The organism is Streptomyces sp. NBC_00057 (assembly GCF_045041165.1).
GTDB lineage: Bacteria > Actinomycetota > Actinomycetes > Streptomycetales > Streptomycetaceae > Streptomyces.
On the sequence record NZ_CP108256.1, the window covers coordinates 7,161,931 to 7,182,762 of the forward strand.

Below are 20,832 nucleotides of genomic sequence, written 5' to 3' on the forward strand. Positions count from 1 at the left end.
CATCATGGATCCCGTGCCCCATGCGAACACGAACCTCCGCCGCGCCCCCGTGCAGCAGCGCAGCGCCGAACGCCTCGCCCGGATACTCGACGCCTGCGCCGAACTCCTCGACGAGACCGGATACGAGCAGCTGTCCACCCGCGCCGTCGCCGTCCGCGCCGAGGTCCCCATCGGCTCCGTCTACCGGTTCTTCTCCAACAAGCGCGCGCTGACCGATGCACTCGCCCGGCGCAACCTGGACAGCTACGCCGAACGCATCACCGCCCGCCTCGCCGCCATCCCGGCCGCCGACTGGCGCAGCGCCATCGATGCCGTCCTGGACGAATACCTGGCCATGAAGCGCTCCGTGGCCGGCTTCGCCCTCGTCGACTTCGGCGTTCCGGCCCCCGACGACGACCCGGCCGGTGACGCCAACCACCGGGTCGCCGACAGGCTCGCCGGACTGCTCTCCGGGCACCTCGGCCGCTCCCCCGACGAGGAGCTGCTCCGGACGATCCTGGTCTGCGTCGAGGCCGCCGACGCCCTCCTCCAACTCGCCTTCCGCACCGACCCGTCGGGCGACCGGGCCATCGTCGGCGAGACCCGTGTCCTGCTCCGGGCCTACCTCGCACAAGTCCTGGACTGACCGCGAGCCCTCGTCCCACGGCCCGTCCCCTGACCCGACCCGACCCGCACCGCCCGCCTCGCCGACCGGCACGTCACCATCCGCCCCGGCACCGAAGCCCTCCTCCTTGCCGCACTCACCCGCATACTCTTCGAGGAGAAGCTCACCGACCCCGGCGTACTCGCCGAGCATGTCGAAGGAATCGGCGAAGTGGCCGAAGCAGTCCGGGAGTTCACCCCCGAGGCGGTCGCCGAGGCGTGCGACATGAACGCCGCGACCATCCGTACGATCGCCCGGGAGCCGGCCGCCGCCCCCACCGCCGCCGTCTACGGGCGCATCGGCAGCTGCACCGTGGCGCACGGCACCCTCGCCGGCCGGCTCGTCGACGTCCTCAACATCCTCACCGGCAACCTCGACCGCCCCGGCGGTGCGCTCTTCCCGCTCTCCGGCGCCGCCGTGCTCAACGGCATCCCGGTGGCGGTGGCGCCCGCCGCGACACCGGACGCCGTGACCCAGGGGTGCCGCCGGTTGTGCCCATCACGTGATCACCGCGTTGACCTGGGGTTTTGCTCGTATTGCTCGCATGTCAACATCTTGTTAACGCTGCGAGGCGCGCCCTAACGTCATCCGCACCGCCGACTCCGGCGGGAGTTCAAGGGTGAGCGATAGGTATCCCACATGCTGACAATCCTCGGCTTTGCCATGATTGCGACCTTCCTGGTCCTGATCATGATGAAGAAGATGTCGCCGATCGCGGCGCTGGTCCTGATCCCCGCGCTTTTCTGCGTCGCCGCAGGGAAGGGCGCGAAGCTCGGCGACTACGTCATCGAGGGCGTCGGCAATCTGGCCCCGACCGCCGCGATGCTGATGTTCGCCATCGTCTACTTCGGCGTGATGATCGACGTCGGCCTCTTCGACCCGATCGTGCGGGGCATCCTGCGCTTCTGCAAGGCCGACCCGATGCGGATCGTGGTCGGTACGGCGGTGCTCGCCGCGATCGTCTCGCTCGACGGTGACGGCTCCACCACCTTCATGATCACCGTCTCGGCGATGTACCCGCTCTACAAGCGCCTCAAGATGAGCCTGGTCGTGATGACCGGTGTCGCCGCCACGGCGAACGGCGTCATGAACACCCTTCCCTGGGGCGGCCCCACCGCCCGCGCCGCCACCGCGCTCAAGCTGGACGCGGGCGACATCTTCGTCCCGATGATTCCCGCGCTCGGCGTCGGACTGGTCGCCGTCCTGCTCCTGGCCGTCGTGCTGGGCCGGCGCGAGCGCAAGCGGCTCGGCACGCTCACCCTCGACGAGGTGCTGGCCACCGAGACGGTCACGGAGTCGGAGACGGTTCTCGTCGGGGCGGGCGGCGGCAGCGACCGTACCCGCAAGAGCTCCGGCGAAAGCGGAAGCGGTGCGGGCACGGGCGCGGACGGCGACGAAGCCGAAGACGCCGAAGCGAACGCGGACGACGGCTTCAAGGGCCTGGACCCGGGTCGAGCCACCCTGCGCCCCAAGCTCTACTGGTTCAACGCGGGCCTCACCGTCGCGCTGCTCACCGCGATGATCACGGAACTGATGCCGATCCCGGTGCTCTTCCTGCTCGGCGCGGCCCTCGCCCTCACCGTCAACTTCCCCCATATGCCCGACCAGCGGGCCCGTATCGCCGCCCACGCCGACAACGTCCTCAATGTCTCCGGCATGGTCTTCGCAGCCGCCGTCTTCACCGGCGTCCTCTCCGGCACCGGCATGGTCGACCACATGGCCGACTGGCTCGTCGGCGCGATCCCCGACGGCATGGGCCCGCACATGGCGATCGTCACCGGCATCCTGAGCATCCCTCTGACGTACTTCATGTCCAACGACGGCTTCTACTTCGGCGTTGTCCCCGTGCTCGCCGAGGCCGGTGCCGCCCACGGTGTCTCCCCGCTGGAGATCGCCCGCGCCTCCCTGGTCGGACAGCCCCTGCACATGTCGTCCCCGCTGGTCCCGGCCGTCTATGTCCTCGTCGGCATGGCGAAGGTCGAGTTCGGCGACCACACCAGGTTCACCGTCAAGTGGGCCGCGCTCACCTCACTCGTGGTGCTCGGCGCCGGACTCCTCTTCGGAATCATCTGACCGTGCCCCGCACACAAGAGCCCGGCAGGAGCTGGCTGCTGCGCCCCGTCATGCTCGGCGCGCTCCTGCTCGCGGCGGGGCCGCGCTCAGAAATAGCGCAGCTCACCAACGAGTCAGGCGTCACCACCGTCCATGTGACGCACGATCAGGCCGAGGTGATGTCGCTGGGCGACCGGGTCGCCGTCACCAATCCGGGCGGTTGACCTCAAGCCCACTGGAGGTCGTACGTTCCTTCCATGAGCATGGAAGCCACCGCGTGGACGCAGCTCCACAACGTCATGAACGCGCAAGCCGACCGACGCCCCTTCGACCGAGCCACCTTGCGGCGCATTGCCGCGTTCGCCCGTCCCCACCGGCGCCGGGTCGCCCTGTTCCTGATCCTGAGCGTGGCGACGGCGCTGCTCGCGGTCGCCACCCCCGTCCTCGCCGGCCGCGTCGTCAACGCGATCGTGACCGGCGACGACGGGGGCACCGTCACACGGCTGTCCCTGCTCATCGCCGTGATCGCCGTCGCGGAGGCGGCACTCGGCCTGGTCGGCCGATGGCTCTCGGCGAACCTCGGCGAAGGGCTGATCCTCGATCTGCGCACCGCCGTCTTCGACCATGTGCAGCGCATGCCGATCGCGTTCTTCACCCGCACCCGCACCGGCGCGCTCGTCAGCCGCCTCAACAACGACGTCATCGGCGCCCAGCGCGCCTTCAGCAACACACTCTCCGGCGTCGTCAGCAATGTCGTGACGCTGCTCCTCACCCTTGGCGTCATGCTCTCCATCTCCTGGCAGATCACCGCGCTCGCACTGGTGCTGCTGCCGGTGTTCGTGCTGCCCGCGCGCCGCATGGGTACGCGGATGGCGAGGCTCCAGCGGGAAGCCGCAGCCCACAACGCCGCGATGGGGACCCGGATGACCGAGCGCTTCTCCGCACCCGGCGCCACACTGATCAAGCTCTTCGGCCGGCCCGGCGACGAGTCCGCCGAATTCGCCGCCAGAGCGGGCCGGGTGCGCGACATCGGGGTGCGCACGGCCATGGCCCAGTCCGTGTTCATCACCGCCCTCACCCTCGTGTCCGCGCTGGCGCTCGCCCTGGTCTACGGGCTCGGCGGGTTCTACGCCCTGCGCGGGCAGCTGGACGCGGGCGCGGTCGTCTCCCTGGCACTGCTGCTGACCCGGCTGTACGCGCCGCTCACCGCCCTTGCCGGGGCGCGGGTCGAGGTGATGAGCGCCCTCGTCAGCTTCGAGCGGGTCTTCGAGGTCCTCGACCTCAAGCCGCTCATCGAGGAGAAGCCGGACGCACGGACGGTCCCGGAAGGGCCGGTGTCCGTGGAGTTCGACGACGTACGCTTCGGCTACCCGTCCGCCGACAAGATCTCCCTCGCCTCGCTCGAAGACGTCGCGGCCCTCGACACCCGCGGCGGCAGCGAAGTGCTGCGCGGGGTCTCCTTCCGCGCCGAGCCCGGCCGGACCGTGGCACTCGTCGGCTCGTCCGGCGCGGGCAAGTCGACCATCGCGCAACTGCTGCCGCGCCTGTACGACACGGACGAGGGTTCGGTACGCATCGGCGGCATCGACGTACGCGACCTGTCCGCCGACACCCTGCGCGACACCCTCGGCATGGTCACCCAGGACGGCCACCTCTTCCACGAGTCGGTCCGCGCCAACCTCCTGCTCGCCCGGCCGGAATCCACCGAGGAGGACCTCTGGGACGCGCTGCGCCGCTCACGCCTGGACGGTCTGGTCGCCTCGCTGCCCGACGGGCTCGACACAGTCGTCGGCGAACGCGGCTACCGCCTCTCCGGCGGCGAACGCCAGCGGCTGACCATCGCCCGGCTGCTCCTGGCCCGCCAGCGCGTCGTCATCCTCGACGAGGCCACCGCCCACCTGGACAACACTTCCGAGGCGGCTGTCCAGGAGGCGCTCACCGAAGCGCTCGCCGGACGCACGGTAGTCGTGATCGCCCACCGGCTCTCCACCGTACGGGCGGCCGACCTCATCCTTGTCGTGGAGAACGGGCAGATCGTGGAGCGGGGCACCCACGAAGAACTCCTCGCGGCCGGCGGCCGGTACGAGGAGCTGTACCGCACCCAGTTCGAGAGCCCCGGCACGGAGGCCGCGGAGCTCGGCTGACAACGGCCGCCCGGACCGCCCGGTCAGCCGGGGAATCCGGTACGGGCGGCGGTCCAGTCCGTCCCGCCGGCCTCATCCACCGCGAACGCCCCTGCGGGATAGGGGAGTCCCCTGGCCAGGGCCGCAGCCCGCCCGAACTCCTCGTGTGCCGCCGCCTCCCGGCCCAGCGCCGCGAGCGCGGCCGCATGCACCGTGCGGGCATCGGTCTCCGACAGCCGCTCGCCGACCCGCTGCGCACGCACCGTCTCGCCCGCCGCCCGCCGCGCCGCCCGCTCCGGGTGACCCGACAGCAGTTCCTCTTCGCGGCTGTACCGGTAACGGCAATGTCGGACTGCGCGAAGGCGGGGGCCGGGCCGATCAGCACGGCCGCCGCCCACGCGGCGGATCTGCGCCGGGAGATCGGGGCAGGTGCATGGATTGCTCCTCCTGGACTGGTACGGGGGAGCCGGTCCCGTACCCGGACCTATGAGGGGAAGTACGGGATGGGGCGGGCTGGTGCCTGACGCCAGTGCTGTGACCGGAAAGGGTCGCCGGGTTGACCTGTGCGGGATGATTGCGTCATGAGTGAGATCGTCTTGATGTCGGACCCGCAGGTCGCTGTTATACCCGTTGAGGAATGCGGTGAACGTCTCGTGGACGTCCGCCGCGGCGGCTCGTTGCTCGTCGACGTACGCAATCAGGACCCGGCAGACGCCTTCGCGTACCTGCGGGAGGGGGTGCTGGAGCGGTTACTCAAGGCCCAGGCGATGCTTCCGCAGGGCCTGCGACTGCTGTTCGTCGAGGGGTACCGGCCGCCCTCACTTCAGCGGGAGTACTTCGAGGAGTACGCCAACGGGCTGCGAGCCAGCCACTCGGAATGGTCCGATGAGCAGATCCGTGCGGCGGCGAGCCGGTATGTGTCCCCGCCCGACATCGCCCCGCACAGTGCCGGCGCGGCCGTCGACCTCACCTTGGCCGACACCAGTGGGCACGAGCTGGACCTGGGCACGCGGATGAATGCGGACCCGGAGAAGAGCGAAGGTGCCTGCTACACCCACGCCGTCAACATCAGCGAGGAGGCCCGTGCCAACCGGAAGATGCTGGATGATGTGCTCGTGGCTGCGGGCCTGGTGAACTACCCCACGGAATGGTGGCACTGGTCCTTTGGCGACCGCTACTGGGCGCTGATCACCGGGGAAGCCGCAGCTCTCTACGGCCCGAAGGAGATCACCCGGCGTGGCTGACCGGGCCGACCTTGCCGGAGTGACCGGTTAGGTGACGACGGCAGGGCGCCCCCAACGAATGCCCTTCTCGCTGCGGATGCAGGCGCGTCCACGTCGTTGTGCGGCCAGTACGTCGGGGTGCCGGGCGTTCTGATTGCGCCAGCGCAGATAGCGGTGCAACTCCCGTGTGTGGTTGGGGCGGTTCGAGTTGGCCAGGGTGAATTGCCGTAGCGGCCCGAAGTGTGCCTCGATGGGGTTCGCCCAGGACGCGTTCATCGGGGTGAAGCACAGTCGGACCTTGTTTCTGGCTGCCCAGCCCAGGATGCGCCAGTTCTTGTGGGCGGACAGGTTGTCCAGGATCACGTAGATCGGCGCGCCGTCGGGACGCGCCGCTCGGATCGACTTGGGCGCGGCCCAGGTGGGGGCGATGCCCTTGCGGCGCCGGTTGACGCCCCACGGGGTGTCGTCGCCGACCGAGTGGCAGCCGTGGACCCTGACCGGCACCGCCATCCCGTCTCCTCGCGTCAATCGGACGTATCGTCACATCCAACCGACTCGAGCCCGGTTGACACCCGCCCGTTGATCGTTTCCGGTCAGAGCACGGGGAGGAGGCCGTTACTGGCGCATTGCCGGCCAGGGCGGGCGGACTTCCGGCGCATGGCGTGACACCGTGACGGGAGCCATGGGAATGGCCCCTGGCGCCCAAAAACTAACAGCGCTAGTTTGGGGCGTGGGCGACTACGCCATAGCCACGGCAACCCGGGAGCTGACATCTAGTGCCTGTTTCTTGCCTACTCATGTGCAGAGTTGCGTACGGTGAGCAGCATGTACCGGATCAGCGAGTTCGCGCAGCGTGTTGGCCGCTCCGCTTCCACCATTCGCAGGTGGGAGCGCGAGGGTCGTATCGCGCCGCAACGCGTGTCCGGTCAGCGGTACTTCACCGATGCGGACGTGCGGCAGGTGCTCCAGCCTGGTTTCGACGAATCCGCACGTCAGACCATCGTGTACTGCCGGGTGTCCTCGCCCGGCCAGAAGGACGATCTGGCCTCGCAGGTGCAGGCGATGGAGGAGTTCTGCCGGGGCCGCGGTCTCGCTGTCGATCAGTGGATTCGCGAGGTCGGCGGAGGGATGAACCTCCAGCGGAAGAAGTTCCTCGCCCTGATGGATGCGATCGAGCGGGGCGAGGTCGGCACGCTGGTGATAGCGCACAAGGACCGGCTGGCCCGGTTCGGGTTCGACTACTTGGAGCACGTCGCAACGAAGAACGGCTGCACCATCGTGGTGGCGAATCAGGAGTCACTGTCGCCGCAGGAAGAGATGGTGCAGGACCTGTTGGCAATCGTGCACACCTTCTCTGGCCGCCTGCATGGTCTGCGACGCTACGAGAAGACGCTGAAGGACGAGTTGGCCGGCGGTGGCCGGTGAAAGTCACTCGCGTCGCCTACTCGAAGAACCTCAACGACGGGAAGTACAGCCGGCTCGAGGAGCAGGCTCGCCGGCTTGGTGTGGTTCGTTCGCTGGTGTGGCGGCAGTTCGGCTCGGTGGGCGGCCTCGCGTGGTCGGACCGGCAGATCCGTGATGTGTGGATCGTCGACGGCACCGCGCAGACCTTCGGTGTCCTGGCGAACGCGTGGAAGGAGACCGTGCGGGACGCGGTCGCCGACATCGCCGCCAACCGGGAAGCGGCCAAGGTCGAGGTCCGCCGTGCGATCAACCGGCGCACCAGGGAAGAGGCCGAGCGGAAGCGACTGTTCAAGCTGCTGAAGCGGGACACCTGGTCCGATGACCCGTTCCTTGCCCGGCAGATGCGCCGGCACTGGAAACGCGGACGCAACCGCACCCACAACCAGATCGTGGTCCGCGCCGACCAGTACCAGACCTTCACCCTCACCGAGGGCGGAAACGTCTGGCTCGCCGTGCCCGGTCTGGAGCGCCGCCAGCTCGTACGTATCCCGCTGAACACCACGGTTGCCCCGACCGGCACGCTGCGGCTTGTCCTGCGCAGCAACCGGGTCGAGGTGCACTACGCCATCGACGCGAAGGACATGAAGTCCTCCGAACGTCCCGTCGGCACCCGCACGATCGGCGTGGACAAGGGATACACCGAGGTCCTCACCGACTCCGACGGCCGGCACCACGGAACCCGGCTCGGCGACCTGCTGACCTCCGAGTCCGATCACCGGAAGGTCAAGAACGCCCGACGGGCCAGACTCCGCAGCATCGCGGAGAAGGCCGAACAGCGCGGCGACCTGGCTAAAGCCCGGCGTATCCGTGACAACAACCTCGGCGCCCTCAAGCGTGACCGGCGCTCAGCCGCGTGGCAGTGCCGAGTCCGCGACCTCACTTTCAAGGCCGTGCACGCGGTTGCCGACAAGGCGGCCGTGATCGTGGCCGAAGACCTCACCAAGACTTTCGCCGGCGTCAAGAAGCTGGGGAAGAACACGAACCGACGCCTCGCCGCGTGGACCAAGGGTGTCACCGCGGAAGCGCTCAATGCCGTGTCGGACCGCAGAGGTTCTGCGGTGCGGCTGGTCAACGCTGCCTACACATCACAAGTCGTCCCCTTTACGAACATCCTTGGTGTCCGCAAAGGGGACCGGCTTCACTGCACCGAGTGCGGGGCTGTGTGGCAAGCCGACCACGCCGGAGCGGTCAACATCCTGCACAGAGACGGTGATCCCGACATCACCCTGTTCACCCCGCACACGCGGGTGAAACAGCTCTTGCAGGAACGTACCGACCGCCAACGGTCCCGACTGCCGATGGACCAGGACTCCAGCACGTCAGCACAACTGTGCTCGTGCGGAGAGCGAAATATCCGAATGCTCAACAACGAGCAATAAGTAGGAAGCAGGAATGCGATGAAGGCCCACGACGGGATGTACATCGGCGGCGAGTGGCGGGCCGCCGCAGGCACGGACCTGATCGCGGTGGTCGATCCGGCGGACGAGCAGGTCATCGCCCATGTCCCGGCAGGCACCGCCGAGGACGTCGACGCCGCCGTGTCCGCCGCGCGTGAGGCCTTGCCCGTGTGGGCCGCGACCCCGCCCGCCGAGCGCGCCGCGAAGATCGCCGCCCTGCGCGACGTCCTCGTCGCCCGCAAGGACGAGATCGCGGAGACGGTCACCGCCGAACTCGGCGCCCCGCTGCCGTTCTCGCAGGCGGTGCACGCGGGCGTGCCGATCCTGGTGGCCGGTTCGTACGCCGAGCTCGCCGCCTCGTACGCCTTCGAGGAGAAGGTCGGCAACTCCACCGTGTACGCCGAGCCGGTCGGCGTCGTCGGCGCGATCACGCCATGGAACTACCCGCTGCACCAGATCGTCGCCAAGGTCGCCCCCGCGCTCGCGGCGGGCTGCACGGTGGTCCTCAAGCCTGCCGAGGACACCCCGCTGACCGCCCAGCTCTTCGCCGAGGCCGTCCATGAAGCGGGCATCCCCGCAGGCGTGTTCAACCTGGTCACCGGCCTCGGCCCGGTCGCGGGACAGGCGCTGGCCGAGCACGGGGGCGTCGACCTGGTCTCCTTCACCGGCTCCACCGCCGTCGGCAAGCAGATCGGCGCCACGGCCGGCGCGGCCGTCAAGCGCGTCGCCCTCGAACTGGGCGGCAAGTCCGCCAATGTCATCCTGCCGAGCGCGGACCTCGCCAAGGCCGTCGGCGTCGGCATCGCGAACGTCATGGGCAACTCCGGCCAGACGTGCAGCGCCTGGACCCGCATGCTCGTGCACACCTCCCAGTACGACGAGGCGGTGGCGCTCGCCGCCGAAGCCGCCACCAAGTACGGCGACCGCATCGGCCCCCTCGTCAACGCCAAGCAGCACGCACGGGTGCGCGGATACATCGAGAAGGGTGTGGCGGAGGGTGCGCGCCTCGTCGCGGGCGGCCCCGAAGCCCCGTGCGAGCAGGGGTACTTCGTCAGCCCCACCGTGTTCGCCGACGTCACCCCGGAGATGACCATCGCCCAGGAGGAGATCTTCGGCCCGGTCGTCTCGATCATCCGTTACGAGGACGAGGACGACGCCCTGCGCATCGCCAACGGCACCGTGTACGGGCTCGCGGGAGCGGTCTGGGCGGGCGACGACGCCGAGGCGGTGGCCTTCGCCCGCCGGATGGACACCGGGCAGGTCGACATCAACGGGGGCCGGTTCAACCCGCTCGCCCCGTTCGGCGGTTACAAGCAGTCCGGCGTCGGCCGCGAGCTCGGTTCGCACGGGCTCGCCGAGTACCTCCAGACGAAGTCGCTGCAGTTCTGACCTTTCCGCCCCTGCCCCGATCCCCGCTGCCGACCGTCAAGGAGCCTGTTCGTGGTCCGCGCCGCCGTACTGCCTGCCGTCGGAGCTCCCCTGGAGATCACCGACATCGAACTCCCGGAGCCCGGCCCCGGCCGGGTGCGAGTCCGTCTCGCCGCCGCCGGCGTCTGCCACTCCGACCTCTCCCTGTCCAACGGCACCATGCGGGTGCCCGTCCCCGCCGTCCTCGGCCATGAGGGTGCGGGCACCGTCGTCGCGGTCGGCGAGGGCGTCACCCATGTCGCGCCCGGCGACGGTGTCGTTCTCAACTGGGCTCCTTACTGCGGCAGTTGTCACCACTGTGGGATCGGCGAGGTCTGGCTCTGCGCCCATGCGCTGTCCGGTGCGGCCGGTATCCATGCCCGTACCGCCGACGGCACCGAACTCCACCCCGGCCTCAATGTGGCGGCGTTCGCGCAGGAGACCGTCGTCGCCGCGAACTGCGTCCTGCCCGCCCCCGACGGCATCCCGCTCACCGACGCCGCCCTGCTCGGCTGCGCTGTCCTCACCGGATACGGCGCGGTCCACCACAGCGCCCGGGTCCGCCCCGGCGAGTCCGTAGTCGTGTTCGGCATCGGCGGTGTCGGCCTCGCCGTGCTCCAGTCCGCCCGGATCGCGGGCGCCTCGAAAATCATCGCCGTCGAGGTGTCCCCCGAGAAAGAGGAACTGGCCCGGCGGGCAGGCGCCACCGACTACGTGATCGCCTCCGACATCACCCCGCGCGCGGTCCGGGGGCTCACGGGCGGCCAGGGTGCCGACGTCGCGATCGAGTGCGTCGGACGGCCCGCCAGCATCCGGGGCGCCTGGGACTCCACTCGCCGCGGCGGCCGCACCACGGTCGTCGGCATCGGCGGCAAGGACCAACTGGTGTCCTTCAACGCCCTGGAGATCTTCCACTGGGGCCGCTCGCTGACGGGATGTGTGTACGGGAACAGCGACCCGGCCCGCGACCTGCCGGTCCTCGCCGAGCACATTTTGGCGAGCAGGTTCGACCTCTCCATGATGGTGACCGAACGGATCGCGCTGGACGGCATCCCGGCGGCCTTCGACAACATGATCGCGGGCAAGGGCGGACGGGCACTCGTGGTGTTCCAGTAGTCCGTTACGTCGTCGGCCCGCCCTCCGCCCGCCCCGTGGCGAGCAGCCGGGCCTCCATCTCGCCGCGCTCGAAGAGCTGGGAGGCCGGGCCGACGATCAGCGGGTCCGGCTCGCCTGCCACGTCCATGTGTTCCAGGATGCGTCAGGAACGCTTCGGTGCCGGCCGAACAGTCCCGGCGGACGCCAGTTGCTCGTACTGGAGGGAAAGGCCGTCGACCAGCGCTCGCAGTCCGGTCTCGAACGCGCCCTCGTCGACCTTCTGGCGGCGGTCGGCCAGTAGATGGGCCTGGCCGAGGTGCGGATAGTCCGCGGGGTCGTACGCCGTCTCGTCGTCGACGAAGCCGCGGGCGAACGAACCGAGGGCCGAGCCGGTGATGAAGTAGCGCATCAGGGCCCCGATGTACGTCGCCTGGGCGGGCGGCCAGCCGGCCCTGACCATCGCGCCGAAGACCGCGTCGGCCACCCGCAGACCGGCGGGGCGGCGTCCCGGGCCCTGGGCGAGTACCGGAACGATGTGCGGGTGCTCGGTGAGCGCCGCACGATAGGAGACGGCCCAGTCGTGCAGGGCGGCGCGCCAGTCGCGGGTGTCCGACTCGTCGAACATCGACAGATCGACCTGGGCGGACACGGCGTCCGCGACCGCGTCCAGGATCTCGTCCTTGTTGCGGAAGTGGTTGTAGAGCGAGGGTCCGCTGACCCCGAGTTCGGCTGCGAGCCGGCGGGTGGAGACGGCGTCGAGCCCCTCGGAGTCCACGAGTGCGCTCGCCGTCTCGACGATGCGGTCTCTGCTGAGGAGGGGCTTGCGCGGTCGGGCCATGCGGCACATAGTAGGGCCTGCAAGCGAAAAACTAGCAGTGCTAATTAAAAGTGGGGAGTCGAAGGATGAATCTGGAGCTCAGTGAGGAGCAGGAAGCCGTCCGGCAGCTCGCCAAGGACTTCGTCGCCCGCGAGATCGCACCCCATGCCGTGGAGTGGGACCGAGTCGAGAACGTCGACAAGTCGATCGTGAAGAAGCTGGGCTCCGTCGGCTTTCTCGGCCTCACCGTCCCCGAGGAGTACGGCGGCTCGGGCGGCGACCACCTCGCGTACTGCCTGGTCACCGAGGAGCTCGGCCGCGGCGACTCCTCGGTCCGCGGCATCGTCTCCGTATCCCTCGGCCTGGTCGCCAAGACGATCGCGGCCTGGGGTGACGAGGCGCAGAAGCGGCACTGGCTGCCGAAGCTCGCCGCGGGCGAGGCGATCGGCTGCTTCGGCCTCACCGAGCCCGGCACCGGCTCGGACGCCGGGAACCTGACGACGAAGGCCGTCCGGGACGGCGACTCGTATGTCATCAACGGCAGCAAGATGTTCATCACCAACGGAACCTGGGCCGATGTGGTGCTGCTCTTCGCCCGCACCAACGACACCCCGGGTCACAAGGGCATATCCGCCTTCCTGGTCCCCACCGACACCCCCGGCCTCGGCCGCCGCACCATCCACGGCAAGCTCGGCCTGCGCGGCCAGGCCACCGCCGAGGTGGTCCTGGATGACGTCCGCGTGCCCGCCTCGACGCTCATGGGCCCGGAGGGCAAGGGCTTCTCCATCGCGATGTCCGCCCTGGCCAAGGGGCGGATGTCGGTCGCGGCCGGCTGTGTCGGTATCGCGCAGGCCGCCCTCGACGCCGCCGTGGGTTACGCGGGCGAGCGCGAGCAGTTCGGCAAGTCCATCGCGAGCTACCAGCTCGTCCAGGAACTCATCAGCGACATCGCCGTCGACGTCGACGCCGCCCGGCTGCTGACCTGGCGGGTGGCCGACCTCATCGACCGCGGCGAGGACTTCGCCACCGCCGCCTCCACGGCGAAGCTCTTCGCCTCCGAGGCCGCCGTCCGCGCCGCCAACAACGCCCTCCAGGTCTTCGGCGGCTACGGCTGCATCGACGAGTACCCGGTCGGCAGGCTGCTGCGCGACGCCCGTGTGATGACGCTGTACGAGGGCACCAGTCAGATCCAGAAGCTCATCATCGGCCGCGCGCTGACGGGGGTCTCCGCCTTCTGACCCCTTCGCCACCGATCGAACGGGAGTCTGAGTACCGGACTGAGTACGGGGACGGATGTGGCGCACAGCACGCCGGCCGATGCTGGGCGGCATGAGTGACACAGCATCGGTCAAGCAGCAGAGCACCTCGGCCTTCTACAGCCAGGCCGTCGCGTCCTTCGGGGTGGCGATGGCCGCGGTGACCCTCGGTATCTACTTCCTGGACGCCGACGCCTGGGTCCGCGGATTCCTTGCGATCGGCGTCCTCTACCTCGTCACCTCCTGCTTCACCCTGGCCAAGGTCATCCGTGACCGTCAGGAAGCGGGGCAGATCGTCAGCCGGGTCGACCAGGCCCGGCTGGAGAAGATCCTCGCGGAGCACGACCCCTTCCGGGAGCGCTGACGATCCCGCCCGGACGGACCCTAAGCGCTTGCTCAGGTTCGGGGTATGGTGTTCGTCCTGCTGACGAGAGGGGCGAGTGACGATGAGCACGGCGGAGGAGACCGACGGCGACAGTGCGCCGTGGGCCGAGGTGACGCCCGAGGCGGCCAGGCGGCTCCTCGTCGCCGCCGTCGAAGCCTTCGCCGAGCGCGGGTACCACGCCACCACCACCCGCGACATCGCCGGCCGGGCGGGGATGAGCCCCGCCGCGCTCTACATCCACTACAAGACGAAGGAAGAGCTGCTCCACCGGATCAGCAGGATCGGTCACGACCGCGCCCTGTTCGTCCTGGAGGCAGCCGCCGACGGCGGGGGCACGGCCGCCGAGCGGCTGGCCGAGGCTGTACGGTCCTTCGTCCGCTGGCACGCCGAACGGCACACCACGGCCCGCGTCGTCCAGTACGAACTGGACGCTCTCGGTGAGGAGCACCGCACCGAGATCGTCGAGCTGCGCCGCAAGAGCGACGCGGTGGTGCGCCGGATCATCAGCGAGGGCGTGCAGGCCGGGGAATTCGACGTCCCCGACATCCCGGGCACCACGCTCGCGGTGCTCTCGCTCTGCATCGACGTGGCGCGCTGGTTCAACGCGCAGGGCAGCCGGACGCCGCACGAGGTCGGCGAGCTGTACGCCGACCTCGTGCTGCGCATGGTCGCCGGCAAGCGGTAGCGGTGGCGGGCCACGCAGTCAGGAGCAGCCGCACTGTCAGAAGTAGTAGCGCGACACCGACTCGGCCACGCATACAGGCTTGTCGCCGCCCTCGCGCTCGATCGTGACGAGGGCGGTGACCTGCACGCCGCCCCCGGCTTCCTCGACGTTCTTCAGGACGCCCGTGGCGCGCAGTCGTGAGCCCACGGGCACGGTGGACGGGAAGCGGACCTTGTTCGTCCCGTAGTTGATGCCCATCTTCATGCCCTCGACCCGCATGATCTGGGGTACGAGGGCCGGCAGCAGCGAGAGCGTGAGGTAGCCGTGCGCGATCGTCGTGCCGAACGGCCCGGTCGCGGCCCGCTCCGGGTCCACATGGATCCACTGGTGGTCACCGGTGGCCTCGGCGAAGAGGTCGATCCTCTTCTGCTCGATCTCCAGCCACTCGCTGTGACCCAGCTGCTCGCCCACCCCGTCGCGCAGCTCCTGCGCGGACGTGAAGATCCTCGGCTCTGCCATGTCCCTGGTCCCTGCCCTTCCAGCTCTCGGCCATCCGGCGTCGCGCTCCTGTCTAAGCGCTTGCTCAGCATGGTTGGCGGGTGCGTTCCTGTCAACGACGGACCGGCCGGGGGCGGACAAGTAGGGTTGGAGGGGTGCCCCAGATCCCACAGACACTCCATGAACTCACGGTCGGCCAGCTCTCCGCACGCAGCGGCGCCGCTGTTTCGGCCCTGCACTTCTACGAGGCCAAGGGCCTGATCAGCAGCCGCCGCACCAGCGGCAACCAGCGTCGCTACACCAGGGATGCGCTGCGCAGGGTCGCGTTCGTCCGTGCGGCGCAGCGGGTCGGAATCCCGCTCGCCACCATCCGGGACGCCCTCGCCGAACTCCCCGAGGAGCGCACCCCGAACCGTGACGACTGGGCGCGGCTCTCCGCGGCGTGGCGCTCCGAACTGGACGAGCGCATCGAGCAGTTGGGCCGGCTGCGGGACCATCTCACCGACTGCATCGGCTGCGGCTGTCTGTCGCTGGAGAACTGTGTGCTCTCCAATCCGGACGACATCTCCGGTCAGCGGATCAGTGGCTCGCGCCTGATGCCGGAGCGCCGGTCGGCCGACTGTCCGTAGCAGCGGGGGCCCGGCCGCTCAGGTGCCTGGCGGGCGCGCCGGGTGCTCTCGCTGTCCGTCACGCCGCCGACGCCAGATCCCGGCGCCGTGTGTTCCGAGCCTTCGCCAGCGCCCCCGGTGTGAGCACCGGCTGCGGCACCACGATCCCGCACCCCGTGCAGACCGCCCCCGACCACGGCTCGCACTCCAGATCCGGCCGCCAGACGATCTCGGCGCTCGCGCACACCGGGCAGGACGCGCCCGGTTCCGCCTCCAGTGCGGCGATCAGCCGGCCGAGAACCTCGGCGAGCGGCGCCGAGGGGTGAACCGTCGGGTCCTCGCAGCGGGCGACGCCGTGGCCGCCCCAGGTGCGCCGGTGCCAGTCGTCGAACGCGCCGGGCCTGCGCAGCCCGTCGCGCTTCTCCCGCCTGCGGCGCTCGGCGAACCCTGCCTCGTATCCGAGCCAGACGGCCCTCGCCGCCTCCAGTTCGTCCAGTGCGCGCATCAGCCGCACCGGATCGGGGGACCGGTCCTCGGGCTCGATCCCATGCCGGGCGCACAGATGATCCCAGGTCGCCCGATGCCCGTAAGGAGCGAACCTCTCCAGGCACTTGCGCAGCGAATACCGCCGCAGCGCCAGGTCGCCCCGCGGATCGCGGACCTGTCTTGCAAGACTCCGGAATCCGGCCACTGCACTGCCACCTCCGTCGCTCGTGCTTCGGCGTCAAGGAATGGACGTACGGCTGCCCGATTCGGATCCATCGAAATAGGGTGACGTCCACCATGCGAGATGACTCATCGTCATGGGGCCTCATCCGGCGGCATGTGGTGATTCGGAAAAGGTGACTGGTGTTCACCTTATCGGCGGGTCATACCGCCGGTTGCCGTGACGCGCTGCTGGGGTCCCTGAAGGCGGCTGCGGCGGAGCCGGCCACGGAGGTCTACCCGGGTGACGACAGCTGCAAGGCCGGCGAGCAGTGGTGCACGGACTCGATCGCCCACCGGCCGCTCGGTGGGATCGCCCAGAAGTCCATCCACTGGCAGAACCGCCCGACGTACCAGCAGGTGGTGGAGTTCCCCGCCCACCGGTAGGGCATTTCCGGCCCGTCCGGCGTTTGGGGACGGAACCGGTGCGCCGGGCGGGCCCGAACCCTCGGACCCGCCCGGCCCGTCTCACCGGTACTGGAGATACCTCTTCCGCGCGGCCCGGAACGCGGCGAGACCCTCCGCCCACGCCCCTACCACCTCATCGGTGTCCGCCCCCGCATCGATCATCGTGCGGACCCGCGTGTTGCCGGTGAGCTTGTCGATCCAGTTGTCGGAGCGCCACGCGAATCCGCCCCACGTCCGCTTCGCCGTCACCAGCAGCGCGATCCCCGTGCGTACCGGATCGAAGACCTCGCGGTCCTGGACATGCAGCTGCACCCCGCCGACCGTCTTGCCCTGGAACTTGGAGAACGTCGGCGCGAAGTACGCCTCGCGGAAAGCGACTCCGGGCAGATCGAGCGCGTTCGCGGCCGCTGCCCACCGGTGGTCGATGCCTTCCGCGCCGAGCAGTTCGAACGGCCGGGTGGTGCCGCGTCCTTCGGAGAGGTTCGTGCCCTCGAACAGGCAGGTCCCCGAGTAGACCAGCGCCGTGTCCGGCGTCGGCATATTGGGGCTCGGCGGAACCCAAGGCAACCCGGTCGCATCGAAGAAGTCCGAGCGCTTCCACCCCGACATCTTCACGATGTGCAGGTCCACCGGCCGCTGGGCCAGGAACTCCGCGTTGAAGAGCAGCGCCAGCTCGGTGACCGTCATGCCGTGCGCCTGCGAGATCTCCCGGCGGCCCACGAACGTGGAGAACGCCGGGTCGAGCACCGGCCCGAGCGCCGCCCGCCCGGTCACCGGGTTCGGCCGGTCCAGGACGACGAACCGCTTGCCCGCGAGAGCCGCCGCCTCCATGCAGTCGTACAGCGTCCAGATGTATGTGTAGAAGCGGGCGCCCGCGTCCTGGATGTCGAAGACGATCGTGTCCACGCCGGACGCGGTGAAGACATCGGCGAGCGGCTGCCCGCTCTTCAAGTACGTGTCGTAGACGGGGAGTCCGGTCGCCGGGTCGTCGTACCGCCCCTCGGAGCCGCCCGCCTGAGCGGTGCCGCGGAAGCCGTGCTCGGGTCCGAAGACCGCGACCAGGTTCACCCGCTCGTCCGGGTGCATCACATCGACGATGTGGCGCACATCGGAGGTGATCCCGGTCGGGTTGGTGACGACCCCGACCTTCTGTCCCTTCAGCAGCGCGTAGCCGTCCGCGGCCAGCCGGTCAAAGCCGGTGCGGACCCGGCCGTGCCCCTTGCCGGGCGTAAAAGCGGCGGTCGCGACCCCGGTACCGGCCGCCGTCGCCGCGAAGGCTCCCACCGCACCGCCGGCGGCCAGCAAACCACGTCTGGACAGGCTCATTCAGCTACCTCCATGATCGCGACGTCTGTCATGGTCACGCACGCTAGCGCGCGTTCGGGTCATACGGAATGAGCCGGACGAGTCGGTTGTGACAGGAGTGCCGCCCGAGCGGTGTCAACCCCTTCCACTACGACATACCGACTGGTTAGTCTGCTGAGGCAGTCGGCTGAGAGAGGCGGGACCGGATGAGTACGGTGCAGGGCGCGGGCGTAGTGGTCACAGGGGCCGGAGGAGGCATCGGAGCCGCTCTGGCCCGCCGATTCGCCGCGGAAGGCGCGCGGGTCGTGGTCAACGACCTCGACGAAGCCCGGATCAAGCCGCTGGCCGAGGAGATCGGCGGCACCGCCGTGACCGGTGACGCCTCGCAGATCGTGGACGCCGCCCGCGACGCGCTGGACGGCACCGTCGACATCTACTGCGCCAACGCGGGCCTCGCCTCGCCCGGCGACGTCTTCGCCGACGAGGAGGTCTGGGCCGCCGCCTGGGACGTCAATGTGATGGCCCATGTCCGCGCGGCGAGGGCGCTGCTGCCGGACTGGCTGGAGCGCGGCAGCGGCCGCTTCGTCTCGACCGCCTCCGCCGCCGGACTGCTGACGATGATCGGCGCCGCACCGTACAGCGTCACCAAGCACGGTGCCGTCGCCTTCGCCGAATGGCTCTCGCTGACCTACCGCCACTGCGGCATCAAGGTCCACGCGATCTGCCCGCAGGGCGTGCGTACGGACATGCTCACCGCCGCCGGATCGGCCGGCGAGCTCGTCCTCGCCCCCAGCGCCATCGAGCCCGAGGCGGTCGCCGACGCGCTCTTCGACGCCATGGCCGAGGATCGCTTCCTCGTCCTGCCGCACCCAGAGGTCGCCGGTTTCTACCGAGCCCGCACCAAGGACACCGACCACTGGCTCGGCAATATGAACCACCTCCAGCAGAAGTGGGAGGAGACCGGCGCATGACCGAGTCCATCTATGCGGCAAAGCCCTGGATCTCCCTGCTCAGCGAGGCCCAGCGGGCCCCCGTCGGCCCGGCCGAGACCCTGGTCCACGCCTTCCGCTCCTCCGTCGCCCGCAGCCCCGGGCATCCGGCGCTCGCCTACTTCGACGGACGTCTGAGCTACCGCGAGACCGACGCGCTCTCCGACTCCGTGGCCGGCCACCTCGCCGCCGAGGGCCTGGAGCGCGGCGACCGTGTCGCGATCATGCTGCAGAACACCCCGCAGTTCGTGCTCGCACCCCTCGGCGCCCGGAAGGCCGGTGCCACGGTCGACCCCGAGGAACTGGGTGCGTACTGCAAGGAACGGCTTGCCGCGTACACGTACCCGCGCGAGGTCGAGATCCTGGCCGAACTCCCGAAGACGGCGAGTGGGAAGATCCTCAGGCGGGAACTGCGTTCCCCCCGGTAGACCGTTTCACGCACAGCACGGGTTCACGCACGGTACGGAAGGAAGGTGGCGGCAATGGCCAAGGCGACGGACGAGGACACGGCCCCCGTCCCTCAGCGGCTGCTGGCCGCCGCCACCCGGCTCTTCGCCGAGCAGGGGTACGACCGCACCTCGGTCCAGGAGATCGTCGAGGCGGCAGGCGTCACCAAGGGTGCGCTCTACCACTACTTCGGCTCCAAGGAGGACCTCCTCCAGGAGGTCTACGCCCGGGTGCTCCGGCTTCAGCAGGAGCGCCTCGACGCCTTCGCGGACGCCGACGCCCCGGTCGAACAAAGGCTGCGCGACGCCGCCGCGGACGTGGTCGTCACGACCATCGAGAACCTCGACGACGCCTCGATCTTCTTCCGGTCCATGCACCACCTCAGCCCGGAGAAGAACAAGCAAGTACGGGTGGAGCGGCGCCGCTACCACGAGCGCTTCCGGGCCCTGGTGGAAGAGGGGCAGCAGAGCGGAGTGTTCTCCACGGCCACCCCGGCGGACCTGATCGTCGACTACCACTTCGGCTCGGTCCACCATCTGTCCACCTGGTACCGGCCCGACGGCCCGCTCAGCCAGCAGGAGGTCGCCGACCACCTGGCCGACCTGCTGCTGCGTGCCCTGCGTCCCTAGCCACCTGGGGAGCGCCGCCGGTCAGCCGGTCCAGGAGCGCCTGAGCCGCCGGGTTGCCGGGGCGAGGCGCCCGCCCTGCAAGGACCACCGTCCGGCCGGGCTCCGGCCGGCGGATGCTCACACACGGCAGCCCCGCTGCCTCACCGATCCGCCGCGGCACGATCGCCACGCCGATCCCGGCCCGCACGAGATCGACGAGCAGCCGGATCCGAGTGACGTCACAGGTGATCCAGCGCTCCGGACCGCAGTGCGCGGCCGGCCTCCGCACCGCGGTCTCCAGACCGGTGCCCGCGCGGAAGTCCACGAACGGCTCGTCGGCGAGATCCTTGATCGGGGTGCGCCCGGCCGTCGCCAGCCGATGGCCCGGCGCGTTGCTCCGCGTTCGGGCGGGGCTGGGCCTGGAGGCGTTCGCGGAGGTCGATCTCTTCGTGGGTGAGCGGGTCCTCGGGGCGGCGGATGCGTACGGGCTTGGGCCTGAGCGGCAGGCCGTCGTCCACCGTGGCGGCCTCAGCTTCGGCCAGGGCCCGGTAGAGCGAGGCGACCGATGGGGACTTGCCCGCGTTCTTCCCGACCTTGATGGTGAGCTTCGGGCAGTCGTGATGTTCTACCGCAAATGCTGCCTGATCGGGCGTCAAATCCATGACGGCAGCCTCTCAGAAGTGCCTCGCACAACATGCGGGTTTCGAGAGGACTTTTGCGAACGGCGCCTTGGGAAAC

General features: G+C 69.6%; 22 protein-coding genes and 6 pseudogenes. 19 read left to right on the forward strand and 9 right to left on the reverse strand.

Going from position 1 to position 20,832, the window contains the following annotated elements:
- The first annotated feature begins 4 nt into the window (after positions 1-4).
- The 5 genes and pseudogenes from OG953_RS33680 to OG953_RS33700 all read left to right on the forward strand — a co-directional run bounded on the left by OG953_RS33680 (position 5) and on the right by OG953_RS33700 (position 4,839).
- The gene (locus OG953_RS33680) at positions 5-625 is read left to right on the forward strand and encodes a TetR family transcriptional regulator (RefSeq protein WP_405689008.1); all 621 of its coding nucleotides are present in this window, start codon (positions 5-7) and stop codon (positions 623-625) included.
- Between the two features lie 33 nt (positions 626-658).
- Positions 659-1,060 (forward strand): annotated as a pseudogene (locus tag OG953_RS33685) (molybdopterin oxidoreductase family protein); the annotation flags it as partial.
- A 222-nt stretch (positions 1,061-1,282) separates the two neighbouring features.
- A complete protein-coding gene (locus OG953_RS33690; RefSeq protein WP_405689009.1) occupies positions 1,283-2,716 on the forward strand; it encodes a CitMHS family transporter in 1,434 nt (477 codons plus the stop codon).
- An 83-nt stretch (positions 2,717-2,799) separates the two neighbouring features.
- Positions 2,800-2,913: pseudogene (locus OG953_RS33695) on the forward strand (sugar ABC transporter ATP-binding protein); the annotation flags it as partial.
- A 39-nt stretch (positions 2,914-2,952) separates the two neighbouring features.
- On the forward strand, positions 2,953-4,839 hold the full coding sequence (locus tag OG953_RS33700) for an ABC transporter ATP-binding protein (RefSeq protein ID WP_405689011.1): 1,887 nt from the start codon (positions 2,953-2,955) through the stop codon (positions 4,837-4,839).
- A 23-nt stretch (positions 4,840-4,862) separates the two neighbouring features.
- On the opposite strand, the gene OG953_RS33705 is transcribed toward OG953_RS33700, so the two are convergent.
- Positions 4,863-5,081 carry a hypothetical protein gene (locus OG953_RS33705; protein ID WP_405689012.1) on the reverse strand — a complete coding sequence of 73 codons (219 nt, stop codon included), beginning with the start codon at positions 5,079-5,081 and terminating at the stop codon, positions 4,863-4,865.
- 318 nt (positions 5,082-5,399) lie between these two features.
- Between OG953_RS33705 and OG953_RS33710 the strand changes: the two genes are divergently transcribed.
- Complete coding sequence (locus OG953_RS33710; RefSeq protein ID WP_405689013.1) at positions 5,400-6,062, forward strand: M15 family metallopeptidase; 663 nt, start codon at positions 5,400-5,402, stop codon at positions 6,060-6,062.
- Between the two features lie 27 nt (positions 6,063-6,089).
- On the opposite strand, the pseudogene OG953_RS33715 reads toward OG953_RS33710, so the two are convergent.
- A pseudogene (locus OG953_RS33715) lies at positions 6,090-6,530 on the reverse strand (transposase); the annotation flags it as partial.
- A 327-nt stretch (positions 6,531-6,857) separates the two neighbouring features.
- Between OG953_RS33715 and OG953_RS33720 the strand changes: the two are divergent.
- From OG953_RS33720 to OG953_RS33735, 4 genes are read left to right on the forward strand one after another with little or no spacing between them, the layout of a single operon-like run.
- Positions 6,858-7,466 carry an IS607 family transposase gene (locus OG953_RS33720; protein ID WP_405689015.1) on the forward strand — a complete coding sequence of 203 codons (609 nt, stop codon included), beginning with the start codon at positions 6,858-6,860 and terminating at the stop codon, positions 7,464-7,466.
- Positions 7,463-8,884, forward strand: coding sequence for a zinc ribbon domain-containing protein (locus OG953_RS33725; protein ID WP_405689017.1), 1,422 nt, complete (start codon positions 7,463-7,465; stop codon positions 8,882-8,884). The genes OG953_RS33720 and OG953_RS33725 overlap by 4 nt, the downstream gene beginning before the upstream one ends.
- 18 nt (positions 8,885-8,902) lie before the next feature.
- Positions 8,903-10,291 carry an aldehyde dehydrogenase family protein gene (locus tag OG953_RS33730; RefSeq protein WP_405689019.1) on the forward strand — a complete coding sequence of 463 codons (1,389 nt, stop codon included), beginning with the start codon at positions 8,903-8,905 and terminating at the stop codon, positions 10,289-10,291.
- Positions 10,292-10,342: 51 nt separating this feature from the next.
- Positions 10,343-11,425, forward strand: a complete 1,083-nt coding sequence (locus tag OG953_RS33735) for a Zn-dependent alcohol dehydrogenase (protein ID WP_405689020.1) — start codon at positions 10,343-10,345, stop codon at positions 11,423-11,425.
- 4 nt (positions 11,426-11,429) lie between these two features.
- Here OG953_RS33735 and OG953_RS33740 read toward each other — a convergent pair.
- Both OG953_RS33740 and OG953_RS33745 read right to left on the reverse strand, forming a co-directional pair.
- Positions 11,430-11,549: pseudogene (locus tag OG953_RS33740) on the reverse strand (polyphosphate kinase 2); the annotation flags it as partial.
- An 18-nt stretch (positions 11,550-11,567) separates the two neighbouring features.
- On the reverse strand, positions 11,568-12,242 hold the full coding sequence (locus OG953_RS33745) for a TetR/AcrR family transcriptional regulator (protein ID WP_405689021.1): 675 nt from the start codon (positions 12,240-12,242) through the stop codon (positions 11,568-11,570).
- A 65-nt stretch (positions 12,243-12,307) separates the two neighbouring features.
- Here OG953_RS33745 and OG953_RS33750 point away from each other — a divergent pair, with 65 nt between their 5' ends.
- From OG953_RS33750 to OG953_RS33760, 3 genes are all read left to right on the forward strand, one after another.
- The gene (locus OG953_RS33750; RefSeq protein ID WP_405689022.1) at positions 12,308-13,459 is read left to right on the forward strand and encodes an acyl-CoA dehydrogenase family protein; all 1,152 of its coding nucleotides are present in this window, start codon (positions 12,308-12,310) and stop codon (positions 13,457-13,459) included.
- Positions 13,460-13,550: 91 nt separating this feature from the next.
- Complete coding sequence (locus OG953_RS33755) at positions 13,551-13,841, forward strand: YiaA/YiaB family inner membrane protein (RefSeq protein ID WP_405689023.1); 291 nt, start codon at positions 13,551-13,553, stop codon at positions 13,839-13,841.
- A gap of 82 nt (positions 13,842-13,923) precedes the next feature.
- Positions 13,924-14,547 carry a TetR/AcrR family transcriptional regulator gene (locus OG953_RS33760; protein ID WP_405689024.1) on the forward strand — a complete coding sequence of 208 codons (624 nt, stop codon included), beginning with the start codon at positions 13,924-13,926 and terminating at the stop codon, positions 14,545-14,547.
- A 36-nt stretch (positions 14,548-14,583) separates the two neighbouring features.
- Here the strand turns inward: OG953_RS33760 and OG953_RS33765 are convergent, their stop codons facing one another.
- The gene (locus tag OG953_RS33765; RefSeq protein WP_405689025.1) at positions 14,584-15,045 is read right to left on the reverse strand and encodes a MaoC family dehydratase; all 462 of its coding nucleotides are present in this window, start codon (positions 15,043-15,045) and stop codon (positions 14,584-14,586) included.
- A gap of 134 nt (positions 15,046-15,179) precedes the next feature.
- On the opposite strand from OG953_RS33765, the gene soxR reads away from it, so the two are divergent.
- A complete protein-coding gene (soxR, locus tag OG953_RS33770; RefSeq protein WP_266362746.1) occupies positions 15,180-15,653 on the forward strand; it encodes a redox-sensitive transcriptional activator SoxR in 474 nt (157 codons plus the stop codon).
- A gap of 58 nt (positions 15,654-15,711) precedes the next feature.
- Here the strand turns inward: soxR and OG953_RS33775 are convergent, their stop codons facing one another.
- Entirely contained in the window at positions 15,712-16,323 is a 612-nt protein-coding gene (locus OG953_RS33775) for a hypothetical protein (protein WP_405689026.1), read from the reverse strand.
- Between the two features lie 191 nt (positions 16,324-16,514).
- Here OG953_RS33775 and OG953_RS33780 point away from each other — a divergent pair.
- Positions 16,515-16,724: pseudogene (locus OG953_RS33780) on the forward strand (hypothetical protein); the annotation flags it as partial.
- Between the two features lie 81 nt (positions 16,725-16,805).
- On the opposite strand, the gene OG953_RS33785 reads toward OG953_RS33780, so the two are convergent.
- Positions 16,806-18,071 (reverse strand): exo-beta-N-acetylmuramidase NamZ domain-containing protein, encoded by a 1,266-nt coding sequence (locus OG953_RS33785; RefSeq protein WP_405689027.1) that lies wholly within the window; start codon positions 18,069-18,071, stop codon positions 16,806-16,808.
- A 185-nt stretch (positions 18,072-18,256) separates the two neighbouring features.
- Here OG953_RS33785 and OG953_RS33790 point away from each other — a divergent pair, with 185 nt between their 5' ends.
- The 4 genes and pseudogenes from OG953_RS33790 to OG953_RS33805 all read left to right on the forward strand — a co-directional run bounded on the left by OG953_RS33790 (position 18,257) and on the right by OG953_RS33805 (position 20,115).
- Positions 18,257-19,021 carry an SDR family oxidoreductase gene (locus OG953_RS33790; RefSeq protein WP_405689028.1) on the forward strand — a complete coding sequence of 255 codons (765 nt, stop codon included), beginning with the start codon at positions 18,257-18,259 and terminating at the stop codon, positions 19,019-19,021.
- A pseudogene (locus OG953_RS33795) lies at positions 19,018-19,335 on the forward strand (AMP-binding protein); the annotation flags it as partial. The gene OG953_RS33790 and the pseudogene OG953_RS33795, both read left to right, overlap by 4 nt.
- A gap of 6 nt (positions 19,336-19,341) precedes the next feature.
- Positions 19,342-19,467, forward strand: a complete 126-nt coding sequence (locus OG953_RS33800) for an AMP-binding enzyme (protein WP_405692213.1) — start codon at positions 19,342-19,344, stop codon at positions 19,465-19,467.
- 54 nt (positions 19,468-19,521) lie between these two features.
- On the forward strand, positions 19,522-20,115 hold the full coding sequence (locus OG953_RS33805; protein ID WP_405689029.1) for a TetR/AcrR family transcriptional regulator: 594 nt from the start codon (positions 19,522-19,524) through the stop codon (positions 20,113-20,115).
- Here the strand turns inward: OG953_RS33805 and OG953_RS33810 are convergent.
- Entirely contained in the window at positions 20,054-20,446 is a 393-nt protein-coding gene (locus OG953_RS33810) for a LysR substrate-binding domain-containing protein (protein ID WP_405692214.1), read from the reverse strand. The genes OG953_RS33805 and OG953_RS33810 overlap by 62 nt on opposite strands.
- Positions 20,334-20,756, reverse strand: coding sequence for a hypothetical protein (locus tag OG953_RS33815; RefSeq protein WP_405689030.1), 423 nt, complete (start codon positions 20,754-20,756; stop codon positions 20,334-20,336). Before OG953_RS33815 ends, OG953_RS33810 begins: the two co-directional genes overlap by 113 nt.
- Positions 20,757-20,832: the final 76 nt, after the last annotated feature.